This is a genomic window from Pseudomonas putida, assembly GCF_002025705.1.
Lineage (GTDB): Bacteria > Pseudomonadota > Gammaproteobacteria > Pseudomonadales > Pseudomonadaceae > Aquipseudomonas > Aquipseudomonas putida_J.
This window is the reverse complement of the sequence record NZ_CP018846.1, coordinates 727,614-753,319: the sequence shown is the minus strand read 5'-3', so window position 1 is coordinate 753,319 and position 25,706 is coordinate 727,614. Positions and strand designations below refer to the sequence as shown.

The window sequence follows — 25,706 nt, the reverse complement described above, 5'->3', positions numbered from 1 at the left end:
GCCTCGAATTCGTCGATGGCCAACTCCGACGAGCAGTCCAACCGCACCAACAGTGTCGCCGCCGCCATCAATGAACTTGGCGCCGCCGCCCAGGAAATCGCCGGCAATGCCGCCCAGGCCTCTCAGCACGCCAGCTCCGCGCGCCTGCTGGCCGAAGAAGGCCAACAAGTGGTAGAGCGCAACATCGCCGCGATGAACCGCCTGTCCGATTTGATCGTCACCTCGAGCGCGCACATCGAGACGCTCAACAGCAAGACCGTGAACATCGGCCAGATCCTCGAAGTGATCACCAGCATTTCCCAGCAGACCAACCTGCTGGCGCTCAACGCGGCGATCGAAGCGGCGCGCGCCGGTGAAGCAGGGCGTGGTTTTGCCGTGGTTGCCGACGAGGTACGCAACCTGGCGCACCGCACCCAGGAGTCTGCACAGCAGGTGCAGACCATGATCGAAGAGCTGCAGGTTGGTGCCCGCGAGTCGGTCGACACCATGGGCCAAAGCCAGCGCCACAGCCAGGACAGCATGCAGATTGCCAACCAGGCCGGCGAACGCCTGGACAGCGTGACCGTGCGCATCGGCGAGATCGACGGCATGAACCAGTCGGTGGCCACCGCCACCGAAGAGCAGACCGCCGTGGTCGACTCGATCAACATGGACATCAACGAGATCAACATGCTCAACCAGGAAGGCGTCGAGAACCTGCAGGCCACCCTGCGCGCCTGCTCGGACCTGGAGCAGCAGGCCACCCGCCTGAAACACCTGGTCGGCAGTTTCCGCATCTGACCGTCAAACCGCGTCGCCTGCTTCGCGGCTAAAGCCGCTCCCACAGGATCTCCCTTGCCCTCCAGGCTGAGGCGATCGCTGTGGGAGCGGCTTTAGCCGCGAAGAATCCAGCACTGCACTCCCGCCCAACCCCGATCGAACAAACTATCCTTCAGGTAGGTCAACCTTTAGGCGCGTCATCGTCAGATGACAGACCCGAAGACGATCCCGGAGGGATGCTGATCGTGCACATCGCCGACATCACCATGTTCTACGCCCCGGCCAGCGGCGGCGTGCGGACGTACCTGGATGCCAAACATCACCGCCTCGACGCCCTTCCCGGCGTGCACCACAGCCTCCTGATCCCCGGCGCCAGTGCCAGCGATGCCGATGGCATCTACCAGGTCCCCGCACCACCCCTGCCGTTCGGCAAAGGCTACCGTTTCCCGGTACGCCTGGCGCCCTGGTGCAATGTGCTGCGCCGTCTCAAGCCCGACCTGATCGAAGTCGGCGACCCGTACCTCACCGCCTGGGCCGCACTGGAAGCCCGGCGCCAGCTCGACGTACCGGTGATCGGTTTCTACCATTCCGACCTGCCGCTGCTGGTAAGTAACCGTATGGGCAACTGGTTCACGCCCAATGTCGAGGCCTATGTCAGCAAGCTGTATGGCAATTTCGACCGGGTGCTGGCGCCGAGCCTGGTGATGGCCGACAAGCTGCGCCGGCTTGGCGTGCGTGACGTGCACGTGCAGCGCCTGGGTGTCGACCTGAACACCTTCCACCCCGACCACCGCGACCCGCAGTTGAAGGCCCAATTGGGCATAGCCGATACCAGCCGCCTGCTCATCTATGCCGGGCGCGGTTCACGCGAGAAGAACCTGCCGGTGCTGCTCGAATGCATGCAACACCTGGGGCGCCCCTACCACCTGTTGCTGGTCGGCTCGAACATGCCGGCCAATGTGCCCGAGAACGTCAGCGTCATCGACCAGTTCCGCCCACCGCAGGAGGTCGCCCGCCTGGTCGCCAGCGCCGACCTGCTGGTGCATGCCGGCGACCAGGAGACCTTCGGCCTGGTCATCCTCGAGGCCATGGCCAGCGCTACCCCGGTGGTCGCGGTACGCGCCGGAGCTTTTGGCGAAATCGTCAACGAACACTGCGGGCGGCTGTGCCGGGCCAACGATAGCCAGGCCATGGCACTGGCCGTGCGCGAAGCGTTCGAGGCCGGGGTGCGCAAGCTCGGCGCCCAGGCCCGCCAGCACGTGGAACAACACTATTCGTGGGACAACGTGGTGGCCGGCCTGCTGCAACACTACCAGGCCGTGCTCGGTCACCAACCGCAGGTGCGCGCCCATGGCTGAGCCCGGCAGTGCCTCGGGCAGCCTGATGCTGGTGCTGCACGATATCGCGCCCGAAACCTGGCCCGACTATCAGCCGTTCGTGCAGGCAGTGGACGAGATGGGCAATGTGCCCATGACCTGGCTGGTGGTACCGGACTTCCACCATCGCAACCCGCTGACCCGCTCGCCGACCTTCTGCCGCCTGCTCGAACGGCGCCTGGCGCGGGGTGACGAACTGGCGCTGCATGGCCTCTACCACGCCGACGACGGCCCCCCACCGCGCAACCTCGGCGACTACTTCATGCGACGCATCTACACCCATGAAGGCGAGTTCTACGCCCTAGATCAGGCGCAAGCCCTACAGCGCCTGGAACAAGGACTGGCCCTGTTCGATCGGCAAGGCTGGCCGGTGGCCGGTTTCGTCGCCCCGGCCTGGCTGATGAGCCAAGGCACTCGACAGGCGCTGAGCCAGTTGCCGCTGCGCTACACCAGCACGCCCCAGCACCTCTATCGTTTACCTGACTTCACCGCCTACGAAGCACCAGGCCTGGTATGGAGCGCGCGCAGCGCCTGGCGCCGAGGGCTGTCGAGAGTGGTTTGCGACTGGCAGTGCCGACGCTTGCGCACAGCCGAAACCCTGCGCCTGGGCCTGCACCCGGTCGATATGCGGCACAGCTCATCGCGCAACTACTGGCTGCGCACCCTCGACAACCTGCTGCTGCAAGGCCGTGAGCCGTTGACCAAGTCGGCCTGGCTGGAGCGCCAGGTGATCGCATGAACCGCTTCGGCTGGCTGGCCCTGGCACTGGTGGGCGCCGTGCTAGTGCCGACACTGTTGGGCGGCAACGAGCTGATGCCCAGGCTGATGGCCTTCGATACCAGGCTGTTGCTGGTTCTGCTGGGCATGATCCTGCTGTGCTGGGTGATCAATGCCATTCGCCTACGCCTGCTGCTCGGCCAGCAAGGTGCAAAGCTTGGCCATGTACGTAGCCTGGGCGTGGTAATGGCAACCGAGTTCGCCATCTGCACCACCCCTGGAGGCAGCGGCGGGCCGGTCACCCTCATGGCCCTGCTCGCCCGTGACCGCATCGGGCCGGCCCGTAGCGGTGCGGTGTTTGCCATGGATCAGTTGAACGACCTGCTGTTCTTCTTCTGCGCGATGCTGGCGATTGCCGGTTATGCGCTGTTCCACAGCCTTGGGCGCAGCCAGCAAAGCATGCTGCTGGGCAGCGCGCTGCTGCTGTGCGCCGCCCTGGCCACGATCGTGCTGCTGCTGCGTTACCGGCGTGCACTGATGCGCTTCAACGGGAAGGTGCTGCAACACCTGGGGATGCCCGGCAAACGCAGGCGCCGCTGGGCACGCAAGGTTCTGCATTTCATCGACGCCCTGGCGCAGACCTGGCAGTTGCCCAAGCGAACCCTGGCACTGGTGTTCGCCCTCACCTGCCTGCACTGGAGCCTGCGCTACAGCGTGCTTTACCTGGTACTGCAGGGGCTGGGGGTGGAACTGTCATGGATCCCGAGCTTTCTGGTGCAGATGCTGTCGCTCAGCGCCGGCCAATTCAGCCTGCTGCCCGGTGGCGCTGGTGCCGCCGAGCTGACCTCGGCAAGCCTGCTGACACCGCTGGTTGGCAGCTCGACCGCCGCAGCCGCGATCCTGATCTGGCGAGCGATCACTTACTACTTTTATCTGCTGGCGGGGGGGCCGGTGTTTGTCTGCCTGCTGGCGCGTCCTCTGCTGGAACACTGGCGGCGTCAGGCGGGTTGAGCTGGCGCCAGAGCTGGGCGGCGTCCGGGAAGTCGGTGCCGTCTTCGTCGCTCAGGGCTTCGGGGTCGTAGCGGGCCAGGCAGCCTTCGCCGAGGGTAGGCGGGGGTGAGGCAGTGGGTTTGTTACGTGAACTTGCCATTGCTGTATCGCTCCCGATTGTCGGGGGCGCTTTGCGCCCCTTTCGCGACACAAGGCCGCTCCTACAGCAGAACGCGATTTCCTGTAGGAGCGGCCTTGTGTCGCGAAAGGGCTGCAAAGCAGCCCCATGCTCAGATCAGTCGAACACCACGGTCTTGTTGCCATGCACCAGCACGCGGTCTTCCAGGTGATAGCGCAGGCCGCGGGCCAGCACCATCTTCTCGACGTCACGGCCAAAGCGGACCATGTCTTCGATGCTGTCGGCGTGGCTCACGCGCACCACGTCCTGCTCGATGATCGGGCCGGCATCCAGCTCTTCGGTCACGTAGTGGCAGGTCGCACCGATCAGCTTCACACCACGCAGGGCGGCCTGGTGGTACGGCTTGGCACCGACGAACGACGGCAGGAAGCTGTGGTGGATGTTGATGACTTTCTCGGCATAGTCCTGGCACAGCTGCGGCGGCAGGATCTGCATGTATCGCGCCAGCACCACCACGTCAGCCGCGTGCTCCTGTACCAGGCGCGACACTTCGGCAAAGGCCGGGGCCTTGTCCTTGGGGTCGACCGGAACGTGGAAGAACGGAATGCCGTGCCACTCGACCATGCTGCGCAAGTCGTTGTGGTTGGAAATCACACAAGGGATCTCGCAATCCAGCTCATCGGTGTGCCAGCGGTGCAGCAGGTCGGCCAGGCAGTGTGATTCGCGGCTGGCCATCAGCACCACGCGCTTCTTCTGCGCCGAGTCGGTGATACGCCAGGTCATGGAGAACTCTTCAGCGATCGGCGCGAAGGCTTCGCGGAACGCCTCGATACCAAATGGCAGCGATTCGGCACGGATTTCATGGCGCATGAAGAACCAGCCGCTCTGCTCATCAGAGTGGTGGCTGGCTTCGTTGATCCAGCCATTGTACAAGGCCAGGAAATTACTGACTTTCGCCACGATGCCAACACGGTCGGGGCAGGCGATCACCAGACGATAGGTGCGCATGAATTAAGACTCCAGAACTTCGCAAAGGCGCTCATTCTAGCGGCCCGACCAGAAAAACGCAGTAATCATTGCGCCCGCCGGTAGCCTCATGCCCGCAAAGGCTGCGTGTGAGCCTGGCTGACTACAGCCTGATGACAATCAGGGCCAATTGCAGGGCATATGTAAATTTTTCTTAATCTTGAGATATTTTGTCACAGCGTTAATAACAGTTAACTGCCGAATAATATGTTTACTTGAGAGTATCGCCTGTCTATTATTGCCCCACACATTTCTGAACACGCATTAAGGAACACTCCATGTCCCTGATCAACGAGTACCGCGCTACCGAAGAAGCCATCAAGGAACTTCAGGCCCGCCTGGCCAACCTGTCTCAGGATGACAAGCTGAAGAAAGAACTGGAGTTCGAAGGCAAACTGCGTACGCTGATGGGTGAATACTCCAAGTCGCTGCGCGACGTCATCGCCCTGCTGGACCCAGAATCGAAACTGAGCAAAGCCCCGCGTGGTGCAGCGAAGCCTGTCGCCACCAAGCGTGCCCGCAAGGTCAAGCAATACAAAAACCCGCACAACGGTGAAGTGATCGAAACCAAAGGCGGCAACCACAAGACCCTGAAAGAATGGAAAGCCAAATGGGGTGGCGATGTGGTTGAAAGCTGGGCGACTCTGCTGGACTGATTGTCCACAGCAACGCTCTGTATATACAAACAAAAACGCCGGCTTGCTGCCGGCGTTTTTGTTTGCTCAGTCAAAGGCTGATAGCAAACTGCTCACGCAAGTTGCGGGCATGCACCTCCCAGGCGACCAACACCCGCCGCCCAGCCTCGTCAGCATTGGCCCAGGCACCCAGCCTGGCCTGCTCGAAATCACCCAGCGTATTGGGTGCGCCCCACTGCGGGTCGCTCAGACGCTGCTGGCAGAAAGCATACCAGCGCTGGCGCTCTTCGCTGCTCAAGGTCTCAGGGAAGTTCCGGGCGCGATAACGGAACAACAACTCCGGCAGGCGCGGATCATCGAACATCCAGTGGCCGTGCCCTAACTGGGCAGGGTCCAGCGTACGAACTTGCTCGCACAGGCGGCGGTCGCGGTCACCGATGAAACCGTCATACAACTGTTGTTCCGGATCTTCAACCGCAGCGAAATCCTCCTTGCCGTAGATATGCTCTAGCTTGTCTTGCCAGGCCGGCTGTTGATTAGCCAACTCTTCAGCGCGTGTTTGAATCATTGTCAGATCGATGCCCAGTCGTTGCTGATCCGCAGGGCGCAATACCGAGAGCGGAGCGACTACCGGGCAACGATTGATCTGCACCAACTTGAGCGGCACCGGTAATTGTCCTTCCGATAATTGCTCATGCCGCGTGTACAAACGCTCGCGCAGTACCTCGGCACTTTCCCTTATTAACGGTAGGGTTTCCTGATGAAGGTCGCACACAATCAGTGCATTGCGATTACGCGGGTGCCAGGCCAATGGCAGGACCACACCCAGATAATTACGCGCCGCGGAAAAACGCCCGGATATATGCACCAACGGCTGCAATAGACGGATCTGTTCCATCACTTTGTGCTTGCTGCGCAACTGGAACAGCCACTCGTACAACTTGGGTTGCTTCTGCCTTATCAGGCGTGCCAGGGCGATCGTGGCCCGTACGTCGGAAAGCGCTTCATGGGCATGCCCATGGTCGATGCCATTGGCCTGGCTGAGCAACTCCAGGCGCAGGCTGGTGCGCCCATCCTGCTGCGGCCAGACGATGCCTTCAGGGCGCAAGGCGTAAGCGGTGCGCACCACGTCGATCAGGTCCCAGCGGCTGTTGCCACCCTGCCACTCGCGGGCGTAGGGGTCGAAGAAGTTGCGGTAGAGGCTGTATCGGGTCACTTCGTCGTCGAAGCGCAGGGTGTTGTAGCCAGCACTGCATGTGCCGGGGCGCGCCAGCTGCTGGTGGACCCGGGTCATGAACTCGGCTTCGCACAGGCCCTGGTTGGCGAGTTGCTCGGGGGTGATGCCGGTGACCAGGCAGGCGGCCGGGTGCGGCAGAATATCGTCCGAGGGGCGACAGTAGAGGCTGATCGGGTCTTCGATCTCGTTGAGGTCGAGATCGGTGCGCACACCAGCGACCTGCAGTGGCCGGTCGCAGCGCGGGTTGATGCCAGTGGTTTCGTAGTCGTGCCAGAAGATGCTGGTAGTCACGGGGTCGTCCTGTTTCGAGGTCGACCCGATTTTAGCGGAGCCAGGCTCAGGCGGAAGCGTTGGCGGGGCGGAAACTGAAATAGTCTCGCAGCGAGCGGACGAATTCTTCGTATTCGCGCGGCGCCTGCAGCAGCATGAAGCCGGAGTCGTAGTGGCCCGGGGTCTGGTCTTCGCGGCACCACAGGCAACTGGCGGTCAGGTTGATGAACTGGTACCCGCCACCGGTCAGCGGCAGGCGCAGTTGCAGCTCGAAGTCCGGGCCCACCAGCACCGGCAGCGAGCTGATCAACATGATCCCATCTTCGGAGGCATTGCCCAGCTGACCGATCGGCTGACCGGTAAAGCGGTTGAAGACCTTGAGCACGCAAGGCAACTGATGGCGTTCGATATGGCGCTGGTTGAACATGATCGAAAGTGCAATCCCGTACCAAGTGCCAGGAATGCAAGGTACTGGCGGTTGTTGTAACAACTGAGTTACAGATTAGCGCAGCGTGCCAGGCAAATCCCGTGAAATTAAAGACACCTTGGTGTTAACGCCAAGTGGGGGTATTCACCGGGTTGGCCACCGCCGCCTCTGCACCGCGGTAGTGCCCGAGCTTCTCCAGGGTTTCCAGGCGCGCCTTGGCCCGATAGGCGTATTCATTGCCCGGGTATTGCTGGATCAGGTATTCGTAGGTCTGCGCGGCATCCACATAAAGCATGTCACGCTCCAGGCACTGGCCACGCAGCAGCGACACTTCCGGGTGGATGAACGGCCGCGCACGGCTGGTGCGGTCGACCTGCGACAACTCCAGCATGACCTTCGAACAATCGCCACGGTCATAGGCGCGGTAGGCATTGTTCAGGTGGTGGTCCATGGACCAGCGGGTACAGCCGACGGTGCTGGCCGCCAGGGCAATTACGATCAGGGCGCGCATGGGGTATCTCCTTTGATGCCAGTATATCGGCCATTGCCGGCAAATCTTCACAGCCTTTTGCAAGGATACCCCCGCCCGTTCAAATGCCACCCTGCGATGGTCGCAGGTAGTGCAACGGAACAATGACTACAGCGCAATTGAGGAGTAGCCTTTCGCTGCGCTTCACTATAGGAGTCTGTGCATGAGCATCCGCCGTACCAAAATCGTCGCCACCCTTGGCCCCGCCAGCAACTCGCCGGAAGTGATCGAACAGCTGATCCTCGCCGGCCTGGACGTGGCACGCCTGAACTTCTCCCACGGCACTCCGGACGAGCACAAGGCGCGCGCCCGCCTGATCCGTGACATCGCCGCCAAGAACGGCCGCCATGTCGCACTGCTGGGTGACCTGCAGGGTCCGAAGATCCGCATCGCCAAGTTCGCCAACAAGCGCATCGAACTGAAGATCGGTGACAAGTTCACCTTCTCTACCGCCCACCCGCTGACCGAAGGCAACCAGGACATCGTCGGTATCGACTATCCCGACCTGGTCAAGGACTGCGGCGTCGGTGACGAACTGCTGCTCGACGACGGCCGTGTGGTCATGCGCGTCGAGACCGCCACCGCAGACGCCCTGCACTGCGTGGTGATCATCGGTGGCCCGCTGTCGGACCACAAAGGCATCAACCGCAAAGGTGGCGGCCTGACCGCACCGGCCCTGACCGAAAAAGACAAGGCCGACATCAAGCTGGCCGCGGAAATGGACCTGGACTACCTGGCCGTCTCCTTCCCGCGTGACGCCAGCGACATGGAATACGCGCGCAAACTGCGTGACGAAGCCGGCGGCAGCGCCTGGCTGGTGGCCAAGATCGAACGTGCCGAGGCCGTTGCCGACGACGAGACCCTCGACAAACTGATCGCAGCCTCCGACGCGGTGATGGTTGCCCGTGGCGACCTGGGTGTGGAAATCGGCGACGCCGAGCTGATCGCCATCCAGAAGAAGATCATCCAGCACGCTCGCCGCAACAACAAGGCGGTGATCGTCGCGACCCAGATGATGGAGTCGATGATCCAGAACCCGATGCCGACCCGCGCAGAAGTGTCCGACGTGGCCAACGCCGTGCTGGACAACACCGATGCGGTGATGCTGTCGGCCGAAAGCGCCGCGGGCTCCTACCCGATCGAAGCCGTACAGGCCATGGCCCGTATCTGCCTGGGCGCCGAGAAGCACCCGACCAGCCAGAAGTCCAGCCACCGCCTGCACACCACCTTCGAGCGTTGCGACGAAAGCATCGCCCTGGCGGCCATGTACACCGCCAACCACTTCCCGGGCGTGAAGGCGATCATCGCCCTGACAGAAAGTGGCTACACCCCGCTGATCATGTCGCGCCTGCGCTCGCACGTGCCGATTTTCGCACTGTCGCCGCACCGCGCCACCCAGGCCCGGGCCAACATGTTCCGCGGCGTCTACCCGATTGCCTTCGACCCGGCTTCGCTGCCGGCCGACAAGGTCAGCCAGGCAGCCGTCGACGAACTGCTCAAGCGCGGCCTGGTGGAACAAGGTGACTGGGTGATCCTGACCAAGGGTGACAGCTACCACACCATCGGCGGCACCAACGGCATGAAGATCCTGCACGTCGGTGACCCGCTGATCGGCTGATAGCCCCCGGGGCCGCTTCGCGGCCCAATCGCGACGCAAGGCCGCTCCTACAGGAGATCGCATTCACCTGTAGGAGCGGCCTTGCCGGGGCGCCGGACCGGTCGGAAAGGAGGGCATAGCCCTCCCAGCTCACTCAAGCATGTTCAACAAACACATCAGCAAACACCTGCCCCCGCGGCACGCCGGCAATGAATAACCGGCGGGCAAACCGCTCGACACTCCCCGCAGCCCCGCACACCAACGCCACCGTTTGCCGCGATGACGGCCGCAACCCTGCCAGCGCTTCATCCATCTGCTCTGCCAATACCAGCTCCACCTTCACACCTTCCAGTCGCTGCAATGGTTCAGCCAGATAGTGCGCAACACTGTCCCGCGCCACATGCACCACCCGAATCTCCCCTTGATGCCCCTGGCGCAATGCTTCGCGCAAGATGCCCCACAACGGCGCCAACCCCGTGCCCGCCGCCAATAGCCAGAGCGGCCGTGCGTGCCAGTCCGGGTCGTAATGCAGCGCCCCGCCCCTGAACTCACCAAGGCGCAACTCGTCGCCCACCTGCAGCCCGCGGGCCTTGTCGCAGAAGGCACCCGGCCGCTGGCAGTCAATATGAAACTCAAGAAAGTCTTCTTCGCCCGGCAGGCTGGCAATCGAGTAGGGCCTTGCAACAGCACCGTTCCACAGCACCACATGCTGCCCCGCCTGATAACGCAACACCCGCTCCGGTCGCAGCCGCACGCGCAGCACATCGCCGAATGTGTCCACTGCGCATACCCGCGCCGGCACCCCGTCCTGCTGTGGGTCGAACACCGCCACACGCAGGTCCTCGACCACCCGGCACTGGCAGGCCAGGCGCCAGCCCAGGGCATGCTTGTCCAGCGCCAAGGCCTCGGGCAAGGCATCCGCCGGCTGCCCTGCCAGGCAATGCACCAGGCAGGCGTGGCAACTGCCGGCACGGCAGCTGTAGGGCACATTCAGCCCTGCCTCGTTCAGGGCATCGAGCAGGTTGCTGCCAGTCGGCACCGTCCAGCGGCGCGCGCCCACGCAAAGTTCAGGCATGGTAAGTCTTTCTCCATCGAGCACCGGGTCACTGTATGCCAAGCGCGCATTGGCAGCAAAAAGGATGCCTGCTACCTGCCGACCATGGTCCAGACCACGCGCAGGTGTTTCGCGCGGTGAGGCGCGCTATACTGCCGCGCCCTTTTGCGTCGGCCAGCCTGCCGGCGCGCCTTGCAAGGCGCTTCGACACGCTGGTCGGCACCGTCGAGCGTCTTTTTGAATGTTCCCGTCTTTAAGAGGAGCGCGCTGCATGACCGTGATCAAGCAAGACGACCTGATTCAGAGCGTCGCCGACGCCCTGCAATTCATCTCGTACTACCACCCCGTCGATTTCATCCAGGCGATGCACGAAGCCTACCTGCGTGAAGAGTCGCCTGCCGCACGCGACTCGATCGCCCAGATCCTGATCAACTCGCGCATGTGCGCCACCGGCCACCGCCCGATCTGCCAGGACACTGGTATCGTCACCGTGTTCATCCGCGTGGGCATGGACGTGCGCTGGGACGGCGCCACCATGAGCGTCGACGACATGATCAACGAAGGTGTGCGTCGCGCCTACAACCTGCCTGAAAACGTCCTGCGCGCCTCGATCCTGGCCGACCCGGCCGGTGCCCGCAAGAACACCAAGGACAACACCCCGGCCGTCATCCACTACTCCATCGTCCCGGGCGACAAGGTCGAAGTCGACGTCGCAGCCAAAGGCGGCGGCTCGGAGAACAAGTCGAAGATGGCCATGCTCAACCCGTCCGACTCGATCGTCGACTGGGTACTGAAGACCGTCCCGACCATGGGTGCTGGCTGGTGCCCGCCTGGCATGCTCGGCATCGGCATCGGTGGTACTGCCGAGAAGGCCGCGGTAATGGCCAAGGAAGTGTTGATGGAGTCCATCGACATCCACGAACTGAAAGCCCGTGGCCCGCAAAACCGCCTCGAAGAGATCCGCCTGGAGCTGTTCGACAAGGTCAACCAGCTGGGCATCGGCGCCCAGGGCCTGGGTGGCCTGACCACCGTGCTCGACGTCAAGATCATGGACTACCCGACTCACGCCGCCTCGCTGCCGGTGTGCATGATCCCGAACTGCGCCGCCACCCGTCACGCCCACTTCGTGCTCGACGGCAACGGCCCGGCCGAGCTGGAAGCGCCGTCGCTGGACGCCTACCCGGAAATCGTCTGGGAAGCTGGCCCGAGCGCCCGTCGCGTCAACCTCGACGACATCACCCCGGAAGAAGTCGCCAGCTGGAAGCCAGGCGAGACCATCCTGCTCAACGGCAAGATGCTCACCGGCCGCGACGCTGCGCACAAGCGCATGGTCGAGATGCTCAACCGCGGTGAAGAACTGCCGGTCGACCTCAAAGGCCGCTTCATCTACTACGTCGGCCCGGTCGACCCGGTCGGTGACGAAGTGGTAGGCCCAGCCGGCCCGACCACTGCCACCCGCATGGACAAGTTCACCCGCCAGATCCTCGAGCAGACCGGTCTGCTGGGGATGATCGGCAAGTCCGAGCGTGGCCCGACCGCGATCGAAGCGATCAAGGACAACAAGGCCGTGTACCTGATGGCCGTGGGTGGCGCTGCCTACCTGGTGGCCCAGGCCATTCGCAAGTCGAAGGTCCTGGCCTTCGCCGAGCTGGGCATGGAAGCGATCTACGAGTTCGAGGTCAAGGACATGCCGGTGACCGTCGCCGTCGACAGCAACGGTGAGTCGGTGCACATCACTGGCCCTGCCCTGTGGCAGAGCAAGATTGCCGAGAGCCTGGCAGTCGAAGTGAAGTAAGCCTGCTGTAAATGCGGCGCCTGCCTCGCGGGCAAGGCCGCTCCCACTAGGAGTCGCAATCTCCCTGTGGGAGCGGGCTTGCCCGCGAAGCAGGCGCCACAGCGCTACACAACTCTGTCGAACTGCTCCGGCCAGTCCCTGCGGGTAAACACCTGCCCTTCCCGCCTCACCCGCCTCACTTCCTCAAGATCCACCTCACACACCAGCCACTGGCTGCTCACCGGGCTCAACGCCTCACTCAGCGCGACCACCCCGTCCCCTGGCATGCCATGATCTGGCGGAACGAACAGCCCCGCCCGGCCGATGTTCTCATCCAGTGCCGGCGACCACGGTGCCACGCCGGCTGTCGGGCTCTGCAACACGGCTATCTGGTTCTCCAGCGCTCGTGCCTGCGCGCCAATGCGCACCCGATGGTAACCCGCCTCGGTGTCGGTGCAGCTCGGCGCCAGAATCAGGTCGGCACCACCCTCGGCCAGGCGCCGCGCCAGCATCGGGAACTCATTGTCATAGCAGATCAGAATGCCCAGGCGGCCAAGATCGGTGTCGAACACCTGCAGCCCAGCACCTGCGGCAATGCCCCACTGCTCCCGCTCGAAGCGGGTCATGATCAGTTTGTCCTGATAGCCGAGCACGCCCTTGGGGCCGAACAGCCAGGCACGGTTGCGGTACTGCCCATCGAGGTCGAGCACTGGCAGGCTGCCCGGCTGCAGGTAGATGCCCCAGCGCCGGGCAATCCCTTCGCATAACGCCAACCAGGGCTCGATCAGCGGCTGAATGCCGGCGATCGAAGCCTTGAGGTCGCCACGCTGTTTGGCCGGCAACTGGCCGCTGAGCACCAGGCCGGCGTATTCGGGCAGCAAAAGCAGCTGGGCGCCCGCCTCTACGGCCTCGGCACACAAGGCCTGCAAGTGGTCGGCATAGGCGTCCCAGGTTTCATGCAGCTCGATGGCGTACTGGCAGGCCGCGAGGCGGATCAAATCGGCAGCTCCTTGGTCCAGAACGACATGATCTTTTCCGAGCTTTGCGCCTCGTCCAGGTCGCGCCAGGCGTAGCGGGTACGCAGGGAGGGGTCATGCAGGAAGCCGCGGTTGCGCCAGAACCCGTGCAGCGGCTTGTAGTCCGCAGGCCGGCGCGGATGCACACCTGGGCGCTCCACGGCACAGAACGCGCAGAAGTCGAATTCGGCCAGTTTGTGGGCATAGGACTCGCGCTCGATGAAAAAGCGCACGCCCAGGCCCCGGCCACGGTAGGCCGGCAGTACCAGCGACTCACCGAAGTAGTAGACACTGGCCGGGTCGCGCCCCAGCGCCAGAAACGGCTGCTGGAACTCCGCGGCCACATCTACCAGCGGCAGGCCGGTCGAAGCACCAACCACCTTGCCGTCGTCAATGGCCAGCACCACCAGGCTGCGCCCGGAACGGGTGTAGCTGGCCAGGTAGTCGGCCTCGTACTCCGGGGTACCGTCGTAGAGGTAGGGAAACTCGCGAAACACGGTCAGGCGCAGGCGAGCGAGGTCATCGATGTAAGGCGCGATAGCGGCGCCGTGCAACAGGCGTATTTCCATGCTTGGCGGTCGTTTTGTCGATGTGGATGACGCGCTCGGCTAAGCCGGGCTTGAGGGGAAACCCTATCATCCGGGCCAACACACCGCCTTTTCCCTACACGACAGGTATTGTTCCATGACCGCTACCGAACTGGTAAATGCTTACTACGCAGCCTTCAACGCCGGCGACATGCCGGCTTTCCTGGCACTGCTCAGCGAAGACGTGATCCACGACATCAACCAGGGCGAACGGCACATGGGCAAAGCGAAATTTGCCGCCTTCATGGACAAGATGAACCGTTGCTACCGCGAGCGCCTGGCTGACATCGTGGTGATGCAGAATGCCGACGGCAGCCGGGCGGCGGCGGAGTTCACCGTGCATGGCCAATACCTGGCCGACGACGAAGGCTTGCCGGCGGCCAACGGGCAGACCTATGTGCTGCCGGCGGGGGCATTCTTCTACATTCACTGCGGCAAGATTGCCCGGGTCACCAACTACTACAACCTCAATGACTGGGTCGAGCAGGTCGGTTGAGCGCCGCGAGCCCTGTAGGAGCGGCCTTGTGTCGCGAAAGGGCTGCAAAGCGGCCCCAGCGATCTTTGCATTGATGCTAAGCCCCTGGGGCTGCTCCGCAGCCCTTTCGCGACACAAGGCCGCTCCTACAAAAGCAAGGTCGGTCAGGCGATACGGGTGCCCAGCACCTTGAGGAAGGCCGCCAGCCAGGCCGGGTGCGCCGGCCAGGCTGGCGCGGTTACCAGGTTGCCATCCACATGCGCCTGGTCCACCGCGATATCGATGAACGTGCCACCGGCCAGGCGCACCTCTGGCGCACAGGCCGGATACGCACTGCACTCGCGCCCTTCCAGCACACCCGCTGCTGCCAGCAACTGCGCGCCATGGCACACCGCCGCAATCGGCTTGCCGGCCTGGTCGAATGCCCGCACCAGCTCCAGCACCCGCTCATCCAGGCGCAGGTACTCCGGCGCACGGCCGCCGGGGATCAGCAACGCGTCGTACCCCTCAGGCCGCACCCGCACAAAATCGTAGTTCAGGGCAAAATTGTGCCCTGGCTTTTCGCTGTAGGTCTGCTCGCCCTCGAAATCATGAATCGCCGTGCGCACGGTCTGCCCCGCGACCTTCTCTGGGCACACCGCGTGTACCGTGTGGCCGACCATGCTCAGTGCCTGAAACGGCACCATTGCCTCGTAATCTTCGACGTAGTCGCCAACCAGCATGAGAATTTTCTTCGCCGTCATCGCACCCACTCCTTCGCTTGCCAAGGGACAGTCACTGCACGATAGCCGTTCTCAGTCGCGCCGGTCGAGGAAGTTGACCACCAGCCGGTCCAGCCAGCCCCACACGCGCTGCTTGACCCGACGCCACAGCGGCCGGGCATGCCAGTGGTCAAGGTCGACCACCTGGCTCAAGGCAAAATCACGCTCGAAGCTGGCCTGCACGGCGGCCGTCAAAGGCGGGTCGAGTGCCTCGATGTTGGCCTCCAGATTGAAGCGCAGGTTCCAGTGATCGAAGTTGCACGAACCGACACTGACCCAGTCGTCGATCAGCACCATCTTCAGGTGCAGGAAGCACGGCTGGTATTCGTAGATGCGCACCCCGGCACGCAGCAATCGGGGGTAGTAGCGGTGCCCGGCATAGCGCACCGAAGGGTGGTCGGTGCGCGGCCCGGTCAGCAGCAACCGCACGTCGACACCTTTGCCGGCAGCCCGGCGCAACGACCGGCGCACGCTCCAGGTAGGCAGGAAGTACGGCGTGGCCAGCCACACCCGCTGCTTGCCACTGTTGATCGCCCGCACCAGCGAATGCAGGATGTCCTGGTGCTGGCGGGCGTCGGCATAGGCCACCCGGCCCATGCCCTGGCCTTGCGCCGGTACCTTGGGCAAGCGCGGCAGGCCAAAGCCCTCGGCCGGGCGCCAGGCGGTGCGGCGGTTGTTGGCTTGCCACTGGCGGTCGAACAGCAACTGCCAGTCGTTCACCACGGGCCCTTGCAACTGCACCATCACCTCGTGCCAGGCGCTGGTCGCCTCACCAGGCGTCCAGAACTCGTCGGTGACGCCCGTGCCACCCACCACGGCCCAGCGCTCGTCCACCAGCAACAACTTGCGATGGTCGCGATACAGGTTGCGCAAACCACGCTTCCAGCGCAGGCGGTTGTACCAGCGCAAGTACACCCCGGCCTCCAGCAAGCGCTGGCGCAATGCTGCGCTAAAGGCCAGCGAGCCATAGTCATCGAACAGGCAACGCACCCGCACGCCGCGCCGTGCGGCCTGCTCCAGCGCCTCGACCACCGCCTCGGCACAGGCACCGGCCTCGACCAGGTACAACTCCAGGTCGACCTGGAATTCGGCGCGCTCGATCGCCTGGAGCATGCGCGGAAAGAATTCGGGGCCGTCGATCAGCAGTTCGAACTCATTGCCATCCCGCCAGGGGAAGACCGGCCCCGACATGTCAGCGGGCGTTGAAGATCAGCACCGCATTGACCGGTACCGAAGGGTTGATGGATTTCAGCTTGGCGAACTTGCGCAGGCTTTCCAACCCGGGCAACAGGCCAAAGTCCGAGGCCCGCAGCACCAGCGGTTCGAGGGTCACCACCTGGAAGCGCCGCTGATCCAGGCGGGTCGCCAGCAGCAGCGCGTTGTAGCTGTGTGACTGGCCATGCAGGGTGACGGTCAGCGGCAGGCGCAGTTCGATCTGCGCGCCATCGGCCAGGTCGTTGATCGGCCGCAGGTCTATCTGCGCCTTCACGCTCGCCTCGGCGAAGCGCCCCACCTCGAACAGGTTGTCGCGCATCTGCTCGTCACGCAGCGGGATACCGCTGCTCACCGAGTCCATCTCGATGCTCAGCGCGGCCATGCCTTTGCGGTCGACGTTGCCGTGCAACACCAGAAAGCGATGCACCTCGGCAGTATCACCGTTCTTGCCGGTGACGAAGGACAGGCGTGAAGACTCGCCATCAAGGTGCCAGTTGGCGTGGGCGGGCAGGCACATAGCCAGCAGCAGGGCAGGCAGTAGACGGGGCAGCTTGAACATGACAGGTCTCGTGAAACTTGACCGCCAACCTTACCCGCCCGCCTTCATGGCAGCAAGCGGCAGCCTGCCTGCGTCCCCTGCCAGGCCGCCTCGTTGCGCTGGCCCAGGCCCTCGGCGCTGACCCGCCGTTGCGGGCCGTGTTCTTCCAGCCGGCTCAGGGGCAGCCATTGCTTCACATATCCCCGGCAATAGGCCTCATCGAAGCCCATGACGAAGCGGCACGAGCAGTACTCCTTGGCCGAATAGGCCGAAAGGATACCGGGGAAGTCCGCCAACGCCTGGCGCTCCAGCCAGGCCCAGCCGAGCAAGGCGACGGTCAGCAGCAACAGCACGCGCTTCATGCGCCCTCCTTGGCCAGTGCAGCCAGCACCCGCTTGAGCAGTTCATTGTGGCTGTAGCTGCTGTCGCGGTCATCGGCGTAGCGCACGATCAGCAGTTTCTGCGACGGCACGATATACAGCGCCTGGCCCCAGTGGCCGAGCGCGGCGTAGGTATCCGTCGGGGCGTCGGGCCACGGCGCCGGGCTCCCCGGCAATGGCAGGTTGAGCCACCAATGGCCACCCGGGTTGGCTTCACCGGGCACAGCGGCAGCCTGGGTAAACAGTGTGCGATTGAACACAACCCAGCTCGCGGGCAGCAGCTGGCGACCTTGCCAGCGGCCATCTCGTTGCATCAGCAAGCCGATGCGCGCCAGGTCGCGGGCACTGAGATAGAGGTAGGACGAGCCGACAAAGGTGCCCGCGCCATCACGCTCCCAGACCGCGCTGTCGATGCCCAGCGGGGTGAACAACGCCTGCCAGGGGTAGTCGGCATAGCTACTGGCGTCGAGCATTCCGCGTAGCGCAGCAGCCAGCACGTTGCTGTCCCCGCTGGAATAGCGAAAACGCTGGCCAGGGTTTTCGCCGCCCGTGCGGGCTGCGGTGTAGGCCGCCATGTCGTTGCGCCCGCGGGTATAGAGCATCGCCACCACCGAAGACTTCAACGGCGCGTATTCGTAGTCTTCCTGCCAGTCCAGGCCGCTGGCCCAATGCAGCAGGTCAGCCAGGCGCACGTCGGGGTGGGCCTGCATAGGCGGGTAGTAGCGCGCGGCGGGGTCCTGCAACTGGAAGCGCCCTTGCCCCTGCGCAACGCCCAGCACGGTGGCCAGCACGCTCTTGCTGACCGACCAGGTCAGGTGGGCGGTATTGGCGGTGGTGGGGGCGCTGTAGCGTTCGTGAAGGATGCGGCCATCGCGGATGATCAGCAAAGCGTCGCTGCGGATGCCGCTGCGTTCGCTGGCGTTGCGTTCGGGGAAAGCGTACGCGTCCACGGCTTGCCAGTCGAAGGCAGCACGTTCGATTGGCCAGTCAGGCTCGGGCCAGACTTCGGCCCAGGCGGGGCTTACAACTATCGCAAGGATCAGCAGCAGTGCTTTCATCGTCATCGCCTGCAGGGGCCGCTTCGCGCCTCTTTCGCGAGCAAGGCCGCCCCTGCAGGAGATCCCGTTCCCTTGTAGGAGCGGCCTTGTGTCGCGAAAGGGTCGCGAAGCGGCCCCAGGATCTAAAAGGTCCCACAGTCTCTCAGGCCTTCATGACAACCCAGCTGCCAACCAAGCCTTGGCCAACCGTTTCTCGCGCGCCGCAGTGGCCAATGCCAGCACCCCCTGATCCCGCTGCCAAAGCTGCGCCCACTGCTCCGGCCCCGCCAGCAGCGCCTTGTCGATCGCCCCGCGCAACTCTTGAAACTGCGAGAACAGCCCCCCCAGCAACAGGTGACAACCGACGCTGTCAGCGCATTGCCGACTACCCTCGGCACACCCCGCCAACAGCCCCAGCAAACGCAGGCGCAGCTCCTGCGGCCAGGCGCACTCCTGCCCCACCCCATACAACCAGGCGCTCAGCGACGCGAGCACGTAAAGGTCCTCCAGCGAGCGGAACGGTTTGACATAGGCATCCCAACCGTCGCCCGCCAGCAGCTCGCAGGCCACATCCTGCAAGTGCAATCGGCCATGCCCCACCTCGGGCATCAGCGGCAGGGTCGGCAAGGCTTCCAGTGTCACCCCTGCCTCCCCCGGGTAGACCACCGCCAGGTTCAGCCGTGGTGTTTCACCCAACGCTTCGCTGCGCGCGGCCACCAACAACCATTCGGCGTCGAGGCCGGCGGTGACGAAATCCTTGTTGCCATTCAGGCGCAAACCGACCAGCCGGGTATGCATGTCTGCCGGGCGCACGCTGCGCCGCTCGGTGGCGCACAGCGCGCCGAGGCTGGCGGGTGCACTGGGCCAGAGCACGCGCAAGGCGGCCTGGTAACCGATGAGAAACGCCAGGCCGGGCGTGGCCATGGCGCGGCCGCCCAGCACCGCCAGTTCGAACGGGGCAACCGCGCCAAGGCGCTCGAGCTGCGCGGCATAGGTCTCGCCCAAGGTGCCGGCCAAAGGCTGGCGGAGGGGGTCGTTGAGTCGTTGCAACCAGGCCATCGGGCGCTCCTTCAAGGGGCTGTTCTGGGGTGTCATGCAAGCATCACCAAAGATTCACAGGGGTGACACCGCGCCTACCTAGGCTGACTTTGCACAACAAAGCCGACCGGCCGCAACCCTTCATGGCTGGCTTATGGAGACTCGTAATGACTCGGATCGCTCACTCTGGCGACAACAGCACTGAACGCCGTCTGCAAGCCGAACGCCTGGTCGGCGCCACGGCCCTGCAGGAAGCCCAGGCCCTGCGCTACAAAGTGTTCAGCGCAGAATTCAAGGCCAAGCTCAAAGGCGCCGAACTGGGCCTGGACATGGATGACTACGACGTACACTGCCGCCACATCGGCGTGCGCGACCTGAGCACGGGCGAACTGGTAGCCACCACCCGCCTGCTCGACCACCAGGCCGCCAGCAGCCTGGGGCGCTTCTACAGTGAAGAAGAATTCAGCCTGCACGGCCTGCTGCAACTGCAGGGCCCGATCCTCGAGCTGGGCCGCACCTGCGTCGCCCCCGACTACCGCAACGGCGGCACCATCGCCGTGCTCTGGGGCGAGCTGGCCGAAGTACTCAACGAAGGCCGCTACAGCTACCTGATGGGCTGCGCCAGCATCCCCATGCAGGACGGCGGCGTGCAGGCCCACGCGGTCATGCAGCGCCTGCGCGAGCGCTACCTGTGCACCGAGCACCTGCGCGCCGAACCGAAGAACCCGTTGCCCAGCCTGGCCCTGCCGAACAACGTCATCGCCGAAATGCCGCCGCTGCTCAAGGCCTACATGCGCCTGGGCGCGAAGATCTGCGGCGAGCCGTGCTGGGACGAGGACTTCCAGGTGGCCGACGTGTTCATCCTGCTCAAGCGTGACGACCTTTGCCCGCGCTACGCCCGCCACTTCAAGGCAGCGGTCTGATGCCTGGCGTGCGGGTGCTCGCCCGCCTCTCGCGGCTGCTACTGGTGCTGACGCTCGGAATGCTCATGGCCGGCGTCATCGCCGTGGGCGAGCGCCTGGGCATCAAGGCATCCATCGAGCTTCGCCAGCGCTGGTCGTGCTGGTTCATGAAGCGCCTGGTCGGCGCCCTGCCCTTCGAGGTACGGGTGATCGGCGAGCTGCCACAACGGCCGATGCTGTGGGTCAGCAACCACGTTTCCTGGACCGACATTCCCCTGCTCGGCATGTTGCTGCCGCTGTCGTTCCTGTCCAAGGCCGAAGTTCGCCACTGGCCAGTAGCCGGCTGGCTGGCAGAAAAAGCCGGTACGTTGTTCATTCGCCGCGGTGGTGGTGACGGCCAGCGCCTGCGCGAGCAGATCAGCGAGCAGCTGGGTCAAGCCCGGCCGCTGCTGATCTTCCCCGAAGGCACCACCACCGACGGTCGTCAGCTGCGCACTTTCCACGGCCGCTTGCTGGCCGGTGCCATCGACCAGGGCGTGGCGGTGCAGCCGGTGGCCATCCAGTACCTGCGCAACGGTGAGGCGGACTCGATAGCACCGTTCATAGGCGACGACGACCTGGTTTCGCACCTGATGCGACTGTTTGCCGAGCCCCGGGGTGAGGTGTGCATCCACTTGTTGAAGCCGATTGGCAGTGTCGAGAAGGAACGAGCGGCGCTGGCGTTTCAAGCGCAACAGGCGATTCACATGGCGCTGTTCGGGGTTGAGGAAGTGGCGGTGGTACGTCAGGCACGCGCTGCATGAGTTTGTCTTGAAAGTTGTGGTGCTTGTGAGATCGAGCGCCGCCCGCGCGGCGCATCGCGGATAAATCCGCTCCTACATTTGTTGCAACGTGGCCATGCCTGTGAGGCCATGGTTGTCAGCTTTGTTTGCAAGGCTCAAGTCGTGCGCGAGGCAGGCGACCATGGCCTGTCAGGTTCGGCACGTTGCAACAAATGTAGGAGCGGATTTATCCGCGATGCGCCGCGCGGGCGGCGCTCGATCTCAGAGGTGCTGAAGCACCCTCGTCATACCCCCTCCCGGCCCACCGCAGCAAACGCCTGCAGCTGTGGATAGAACTCGCGAAAATCCGCCAGCAACGGCTCATACAGCCGCTCCAGCTCGGCGATCACCCCGACCATCCCTTCCGGCCGCGACAAGCGCCGGGCAATGCCATTGAACACCTGCTCCAGCGTGGCAAAATCGCCATACGCCCCCAGCCAGTCATCCGCCGCCATGAATGGCGCAATCTGCGCCAGCCGCCCCGGTAGCTCGGGTTCGGCCAGCAACACCCGGTAAAAATCCCCGGTGAACTGCACCAGTGGCTGCTCGGCGTAATCCCCCCAATGCCGCGCCAGGCAATGGTCGAAAAACACATCCAGGACGATCCCGGCAAAGCGCCGCCGCTCCCGCGGAAAACGCGCCAGCGCCGCCAGAACCAGGGGATGCCGGTCGGTGTAGCTGTCGATATGCCGATGCAGCCGGATCGCCGCTTCCAGCGCAGGCGGGAAGCGCCCCTCAAGCGAGCCTTTGACGAAGTCGCCATACAGGCTGCCGAGCAGTTGTTGCGGCGCCGGGCCGCCCAGGTGCAGGTGTGCGAGGTAGTTCATGAGCGCAGTCTAGCACTGCCACCGCGTATATCGTTATAACGCGATATAGCGATTCGTGCTCAGCTCAGAACCTCTTCATATTTGTATATCGCGAAATACCGATGTACGTTTCGTCCTATCGCGATATACCGCTACAGCACGAGCCACAACCCCATGCCACTCGATCTCGACGAAATCATAAAAGCACTGGCCCACCCGGTCAGGCGAGAAATCCTCAGCTGGCTGAAAGACCCGGCAACGCAGTTCCCCGACCAGTACCACAGCACCGAAAACGGTGTCTGTGCCGGGCAGATCGACCAACGCTGCGGGCTGTCGCAGTCGACCGTGTCGGCTCACCTGGCCACTTTGCAGCGGGCCGGTCTGATCAGCAGCCAGAAGGTCGGCCAGTGGCACTTCTTCAAACGCAACGAAGCCACCATCGAGGCGTTCCTCGAACAACTGCGCCAAGCACTTTGACAAGGCAGGTAACCGTTATGACCACGCTTTTCGATCCGATCCAACTGGGCGATGTGCAATTGCCCAACCGTATCATCATGGCCCCGCTGACCCGCTGCCGCGCCGATGAAGGCCGGGTGCCCAATGCGCTGATGGCCGAATACTACGTACAGCGCGCCAGTGCCGGGCTGATTCTCAGCGAAGCGACGTCGGTCACCCAGATGGGTGTGGGCTACCCCGACACCCCCGGCATCTGGAACGACGAGCAGGTACGTGGCTGGAACAATGTCACCAAGGCCGTGCATGGCGCTGGCGGGCGCATCTTCCTGCAGCTGTGGCACGTCGGCCGTATTTCCCACCCCAGCTACCTCAATGGCGAACTGCCGGTGGCGCCCAGCGCGATCCAGGCCAAGGGCCATGTCAGCCTGGTACGCCCGCTGAGCGACTACCCGACTCCGCGTGCACTGGAAACCGAAGAAATCGCCGATATCGTCGAGGCCTACCGCAGTGGTGCCGAGAACGCCAAGGCCGCTGGCTTCGACGGCGTGGAGATCCACGGCGCCAACGGTTACCTGCTCGATCAGTTCCTGCAAAGCAGCACCAACCAGCGCAGCGACCGTTACGGCGGCTCGCTGGAAAACCGTGCGCGGCTGCTGCTGGAAGTGACCGATGCGGCCATCGAAGTGTGGGGCGCTGGCCGCGTCGGCGTGCACCTGGCGCCGCGCGCCGATGCACATGACATGGGCGATGCCGACCGCGCCGAAACCTTCACCTATGTGGCGCGTGAGCTGGGCAAGCGTGGCATTGCCTTCATCTGCTCGCGGGAGAAGGAAGCCGACGACAGCATCGGCCCGCTGATCAAGGCGGCATTTGGTGGGCCGTATATCGTCAACGAGCGCTTTGACAAGGCCACTGCCAATGCAGCATTGGCGGCGGGCAAGGCGGATGCGGTGGCGTTTGGCGTGCCATTTATTGCCAACCCGGACCTGCCGGCGCGGCTGGCGGCGGATGCGCCGTTGAACGAGGCGCATCCGGAGACCTTCTATGGCAAGGGGCCGGTGGGGTATATCGACTATCCGCGCCTGTAATTGAGATCGCCGGGGCCGCTTTGCGGCCCATCGCGACACAAGGCCGCTCCTACAAGGGATCGCGTATTTCTGTAGGAGCGGCCTTGCGTCGCGAAAGGAGGGCAAAGCCCTCCCCTGCGGCCTCAAGGCCGGGAATTGATCTGCTGCTGCAGGTTCTGAATCTGGCTCTGCAGGGTATTGAGGTTACGCGTGGTCTGCCCGCGGAACGCATCGAATTCCTGCACCGTCGCCCCGCTCGACGACGCTGAGCGGTTTTCCATCTGGGTCTTGAGCACCAGCACATCCTGCTCCAGGCTTTCGACAGCAGCTTTCTGATTGCCCTGCTTCTTCAGCGCAGCCACTTCATCGTTCAGGTTCTTCAGCTGGCCATCGAGCTTGCCACCATCGACCTGCCCCGACTTCAGCGCCGTCAGCTCGGCATTCACGGCCTTCAGTTGCGCCTGCAGCTGGGTCTGCAACTCGGTCACTGCCTTCTGCTGCTCACGGGTATCTGCCAGCACCTGCTCCAGGCGCTTGCCCAGGTCCCCGGCCTGCCCCGCCACACCTTGTTGCTGCTTGCCCTGCTCAGCCAGGCTGGCCTGCAACTGACGGATCTGCAGCTTCAGTGCTTCACTGCCCGTGGTACTTGACGTCTCGCTGGCATCGACCTTGCCGCTGATTGCCTGCAAACGCCCGGCAGCTTCTTCGCTGATCCGCGCAAAGCTTTCCTGGGTGGCCACCAGTTGCTGCTCCATCAACGAAATCTGCTGGAAGCTCCACCAGCCCAGCCCCGCCAAGGCGATGAACGATGCCCCCAGCAACGCCCACAGTGCCCCGCTGCTGGCCGGCCTTGCCGCCTTCTTGCGGCTACGCGAGACGTGCGCGGGCAGCAGCTCGTCGTCATCGGGGGTACCTGCCCGCAAGGTGGGCACGTCATCGAAATCATCGTGGGCATCGTGGGCATCGTTACGCATAGGTGGCATCAACCGCGGTGGTAGCAAAGAGACATGAGTATAAACCGCTAGCGCGGCGCACTGATGACCATCATCTGCAGATCTGGTTCACTGCCCCAGCGGTTGATGCTTCCACCAGGCGCAGAATTCATCCAGCGCGGTCCACAGGCTGACCTTGGGCTGGTAATCCAGGTATTGGCGGGCGCGGCTGATATCCAGGGTGAAATCACGGCTCATCACCTGCATGCCCAGGCGCGACAATGTCGGCTGCGGGCGCCCGGGCCAGAGCATGCAGGCGGCTTCGTTAAGGGCGGCGACGCTGTAGGCCAGGCCGTATGAACGGTAGCGGGTAACCTGCGGCAGCTGCATCTGGCGCATCACGTAGTTGACCACGTCCCACAGCGGCAGCGGCTGCCCGTTGCTGATGTTGTAGGCCTGGCCAAGCGCGCGGTCTTCGGCGAACAACGCGCTGAGCAGTGCCTCGTTGAGGTTGTGCACGCTGGTGAAGTCGACCTTGTTCAGGCCATTGCCGATGATGGCCACACGGCCCTTGCGCTGCATCTGCATCAAACGCGGGAAAATGCTCGCATCCCCAGCCCCGGTGACGAAACGTGGGCGCAGCGCCAGCACTTCCAGGCCGAACTCCTGGGCACCGAACACTTTCTGCTCAGCGATATGCTTGGTCTGCGCATAGTGATCGTGGAAGCGGCGCGGCACCTGGTCTTCACGGATACCCAGGCGCGAACGGCCGTTGAAATAGATCGACGGCGACGACAGGTGCACCAGGCGCCGCACGTGCTCCTTGAGGCAGCCTTCGACGACATTTTCCGTGACCACCACGTTGCCCTGGTGGAAGTCCTGGTAGCGCCCCCAGTTACCCACGGCGCCCGCGCAATGCACCACGGCCTCGACCCCCTGGCAAAGGCGACGGGCCAGTTCAGGGTCACCCAGGTCGCCAGGAATGAACTGTGCGCCTCGCTTGACCAGGTGCTCCACGCCTTCGGCACGGCGGCCGCTGACCCGTACAGCCAGGCCCTGCTCAAGGGCAAAGCGCGCGAATCGCCCGCCAATGAAGCCGCTCGCGCCGGTGACCAGAATTTGCATGTATGACTCCGCCTTGATTT

Annotated in this window: 28 protein-coding genes; 12 read left to right on the top strand and 16 right to left on the bottom strand. The window is 63.8% G+C overall.

Annotation, left to right across the window (positions count from 1 at the left end):
* The first annotated feature begins 15 nt into the window (after positions 1-15).
* From BUQ73_RS28865 to BUQ73_RS03530, 4 genes are all read left to right on the top strand, one after another.
* Positions 16-780, top strand: a complete 765-nt coding sequence (locus tag BUQ73_RS28865; RefSeq protein ID WP_371856889.1) for a methyl-accepting chemotaxis protein — start codon at positions 16-18, stop codon at positions 778-780.
* Between the two features lie 215 nt (positions 781-995).
* Positions 996-2,117, top strand: coding sequence for a glycosyltransferase family 4 protein (locus tag BUQ73_RS03540; protein ID WP_079226690.1), 1,122 nt, complete (start codon positions 996-998; stop codon positions 2,115-2,117).
* Positions 2,110-2,874 (top strand): DUF2334 domain-containing protein, encoded by a 765-nt coding sequence (locus BUQ73_RS03535; protein ID WP_079226689.1) that lies wholly within the window; start codon positions 2,110-2,112, stop codon positions 2,872-2,874. The genes BUQ73_RS03540 and BUQ73_RS03535 overlap by 8 nt, the downstream gene beginning before the upstream one ends.
* Positions 2,871-3,863 carry a lysylphosphatidylglycerol synthase transmembrane domain-containing protein gene (locus tag BUQ73_RS03530; protein WP_079226688.1) on the top strand — a complete coding sequence of 331 codons (993 nt, stop codon included), beginning with the start codon at positions 2,871-2,873 and terminating at the stop codon, positions 3,861-3,863. The genes BUQ73_RS03535 and BUQ73_RS03530 overlap by 4 nt, the downstream gene beginning before the upstream one ends.
* 274 nt (positions 3,864-4,137) lie before the next feature.
* Here BUQ73_RS03530 and purU read toward each other — a convergent pair whose 3' ends face one another.
* Complete coding sequence (gene purU, locus BUQ73_RS03520) at positions 4,138-4,989, bottom strand: formyltetrahydrofolate deformylase (RefSeq protein ID WP_023378897.1); 852 nt, start codon at positions 4,987-4,989, stop codon at positions 4,138-4,140.
* 296 nt (positions 4,990-5,285) lie between these two features.
* Between purU and mvaT the strand changes: the two genes are divergently transcribed.
* A complete protein-coding gene (gene mvaT / locus BUQ73_RS03515) occupies positions 5,286-5,663 on the top strand; it encodes a histone-like nucleoid-structuring protein MvaT (protein WP_027917937.1) in 378 nt (125 codons plus the stop codon).
* Positions 5,664-5,733: 70 nt separating this feature from the next.
* Here mvaT and sbcB read toward each other — a convergent pair whose 3' ends face one another.
* The 3 genes from sbcB to BUQ73_RS03500 all read right to left on the bottom strand — a co-directional run bounded on the left by sbcB (position 5,734) and on the right by BUQ73_RS03500 (position 8,087).
* Positions 5,734-7,170: an exodeoxyribonuclease I gene (gene sbcB / locus BUQ73_RS03510; RefSeq protein WP_079226686.1), complete on the bottom strand. Its 1,437-nt coding sequence runs from the start codon at positions 7,168-7,170 to the stop codon at positions 5,734-5,736.
* A 46-nt stretch (positions 7,171-7,216) separates the two neighbouring features.
* Entirely contained in the window at positions 7,217-7,576 is a 360-nt protein-coding gene (locus BUQ73_RS03505) for a PilZ domain-containing protein (RefSeq protein ID WP_079226685.1), read from the bottom strand.
* A 124-nt stretch (positions 7,577-7,700) separates the two neighbouring features.
* A complete protein-coding gene (locus tag BUQ73_RS03500; protein WP_079226684.1) occupies positions 7,701-8,087 on the bottom strand; it encodes a tetratricopeptide repeat protein in 387 nt (128 codons plus the stop codon).
* A gap of 181 nt (positions 8,088-8,268) precedes the next feature.
* Between BUQ73_RS03500 and pyk the strand changes: the two genes are divergently transcribed.
* On the top strand, positions 8,269-9,723 hold the full coding sequence (pyk, locus tag BUQ73_RS03495) for a pyruvate kinase (protein ID WP_079226683.1): 1,455 nt from the start codon (positions 8,269-8,271) through the stop codon (positions 9,721-9,723).
* A 133-nt stretch (positions 9,724-9,856) separates the two neighbouring features.
* Here pyk and BUQ73_RS03490 read toward each other — a convergent pair whose 3' ends face one another.
* The gene (locus BUQ73_RS03490) at positions 9,857-10,777 is read right to left on the bottom strand and encodes an iron-sulfur-binding ferredoxin reductase (protein ID WP_079226682.1); all 921 of its coding nucleotides are present in this window, start codon (positions 10,775-10,777) and stop codon (positions 9,857-9,859) included.
* A gap of 250 nt (positions 10,778-11,027) precedes the next feature.
* On the opposite strand from BUQ73_RS03490, the gene BUQ73_RS03485 reads away from it, so the two are divergent.
* Positions 11,028-12,551 (top strand): fumarate hydratase, encoded by a 1,524-nt coding sequence (locus tag BUQ73_RS03485; protein WP_027917942.1) that lies wholly within the window; start codon positions 11,028-11,030, stop codon positions 12,549-12,551.
* A gap of 104 nt (positions 12,552-12,655) precedes the next feature.
* Here BUQ73_RS03485 and BUQ73_RS03480 read toward each other — a convergent pair whose 3' ends face one another.
* Together BUQ73_RS03480 and BUQ73_RS03475 are read right to left on the bottom strand one after the other, a co-directional pair.
* Positions 12,656-13,528, bottom strand: coding sequence for a carbon-nitrogen hydrolase family protein (locus tag BUQ73_RS03480; RefSeq protein WP_079226681.1), 873 nt, complete (start codon positions 13,526-13,528; stop codon positions 12,656-12,658).
* Positions 13,525-14,115, bottom strand: coding sequence for a GNAT family N-acetyltransferase (locus tag BUQ73_RS03475; RefSeq protein WP_079226680.1), 591 nt, complete (start codon positions 14,113-14,115; stop codon positions 13,525-13,527). Before BUQ73_RS03475 ends, BUQ73_RS03480 begins: the two co-directional genes overlap by 4 nt.
* Positions 14,116-14,230: 115 nt before the next feature.
* On the opposite strand from BUQ73_RS03475, the gene BUQ73_RS03470 reads away from it, so the two are divergent.
* A complete protein-coding gene (locus BUQ73_RS03470; RefSeq protein WP_079226679.1) occupies positions 14,231-14,629 on the top strand; it encodes a nuclear transport factor 2 family protein in 399 nt (132 codons plus the stop codon).
* A gap of 143 nt (positions 14,630-14,772) precedes the next feature.
* Here the strand turns inward: BUQ73_RS03470 and BUQ73_RS03465 are convergent, their stop codons facing one another.
* From BUQ73_RS03465 to BUQ73_RS03440, 6 genes are all read right to left on the bottom strand, one after another.
* Positions 14,773-15,351 carry a DJ-1/PfpI family protein gene (locus BUQ73_RS03465; protein WP_079226678.1) on the bottom strand — a complete coding sequence of 193 codons (579 nt, stop codon included), beginning with the start codon at positions 15,349-15,351 and terminating at the stop codon, positions 14,773-14,775.
* Positions 15,352-15,402: 51 nt separating this feature from the next.
* Positions 15,403-16,560, bottom strand: coding sequence for a phospholipase D-like domain-containing protein (locus BUQ73_RS03460; RefSeq protein ID WP_079226677.1), 1,158 nt, complete (start codon positions 16,558-16,560; stop codon positions 15,403-15,405).
* Between the two features lies 1 nt (position 16,561).
* A complete protein-coding gene (locus BUQ73_RS03455) occupies positions 16,562-17,143 on the bottom strand; it encodes a YceI family protein (RefSeq protein ID WP_079226676.1) in 582 nt (193 codons plus the stop codon).
* Positions 17,144-17,187: 44 nt separating this feature from the next.
* Positions 17,188-17,484, bottom strand: a complete 297-nt coding sequence (locus tag BUQ73_RS03450) for an amidase (protein WP_079226675.1) — start codon at positions 17,482-17,484, stop codon at positions 17,188-17,190.
* Positions 17,481-18,560 carry a serine hydrolase domain-containing protein gene (locus BUQ73_RS03445; protein ID WP_079226674.1) on the bottom strand — a complete coding sequence of 360 codons (1,080 nt, stop codon included), beginning with the start codon at positions 18,558-18,560 and terminating at the stop codon, positions 17,481-17,483. The genes BUQ73_RS03450 and BUQ73_RS03445 overlap by 4 nt, the downstream gene beginning before the upstream one ends.
* Positions 18,561-18,710: 150 nt before the next feature.
* Positions 18,711-19,598 (bottom strand): acyl-CoA dehydrogenase, encoded by an 888-nt coding sequence (locus tag BUQ73_RS03440; RefSeq protein WP_079226673.1) that lies wholly within the window; start codon positions 19,596-19,598, stop codon positions 18,711-18,713.
* Positions 19,599-19,744: 146 nt separating this feature from the next.
* Between BUQ73_RS03440 and olsB the strand changes: the two genes are divergently transcribed.
* Both olsB and BUQ73_RS03430 read left to right on the top strand, forming a co-directional pair.
* Positions 19,745-20,500 carry an L-ornithine N(alpha)-acyltransferase gene (gene olsB / locus BUQ73_RS03435; protein ID WP_027917952.1) on the top strand — a complete coding sequence of 252 codons (756 nt, stop codon included), beginning with the start codon at positions 19,745-19,747 and terminating at the stop codon, positions 20,498-20,500.
* Positions 20,500-21,282, top strand: coding sequence for a lysophospholipid acyltransferase family protein (locus tag BUQ73_RS03430; RefSeq protein ID WP_079226672.1), 783 nt, complete (start codon positions 20,500-20,502; stop codon positions 21,280-21,282). Before olsB ends, BUQ73_RS03430 begins: the two co-directional genes overlap by 1 nt.
* Positions 21,283-21,545: 263 nt before the next feature.
* On the opposite strand, the gene BUQ73_RS03425 is transcribed toward BUQ73_RS03430, so the two are convergent.
* Positions 21,546-22,127 (bottom strand): ACP phosphodiesterase, encoded by a 582-nt coding sequence (locus BUQ73_RS03425; RefSeq protein WP_079226671.1) that lies wholly within the window; start codon positions 22,125-22,127, stop codon positions 21,546-21,548.
* Between the two features lie 153 nt (positions 22,128-22,280).
* Here BUQ73_RS03425 and BUQ73_RS03420 point away from each other — a divergent pair, with 153 nt between their 5' ends.
* Positions 22,281-22,583: an ArsR/SmtB family transcription factor gene (locus tag BUQ73_RS03420; RefSeq protein WP_054885082.1), complete on the top strand. Its 303-nt coding sequence runs from the start codon at positions 22,281-22,283 to the stop codon at positions 22,581-22,583.
* A gap of 17 nt (positions 22,584-22,600) precedes the next feature.
* A complete protein-coding gene (locus BUQ73_RS03415) occupies positions 22,601-23,650 on the top strand; it encodes an alkene reductase (protein WP_079226670.1) in 1,050 nt (349 codons plus the stop codon).
* A 122-nt stretch (positions 23,651-23,772) separates the two neighbouring features.
* On the opposite strand, the gene BUQ73_RS03410 is transcribed toward BUQ73_RS03415, so the two are convergent.
* Together BUQ73_RS03410 and BUQ73_RS03405 are read right to left on the bottom strand one after the other, a co-directional pair.
* Positions 23,773-24,603 carry an ATPase gene (locus BUQ73_RS03410; protein ID WP_079226669.1) on the bottom strand — a complete coding sequence of 277 codons (831 nt, stop codon included), beginning with the start codon at positions 24,601-24,603 and terminating at the stop codon, positions 23,773-23,775.
* 87 nt (positions 24,604-24,690) lie between these two features.
* Complete coding sequence (locus BUQ73_RS03405) at positions 24,691-25,686, bottom strand: NAD-dependent epimerase/dehydratase family protein (RefSeq protein WP_079226668.1); 996 nt, start codon at positions 25,684-25,686, stop codon at positions 24,691-24,693.
* Positions 25,687-25,706: the final 20 nt, after the last annotated feature.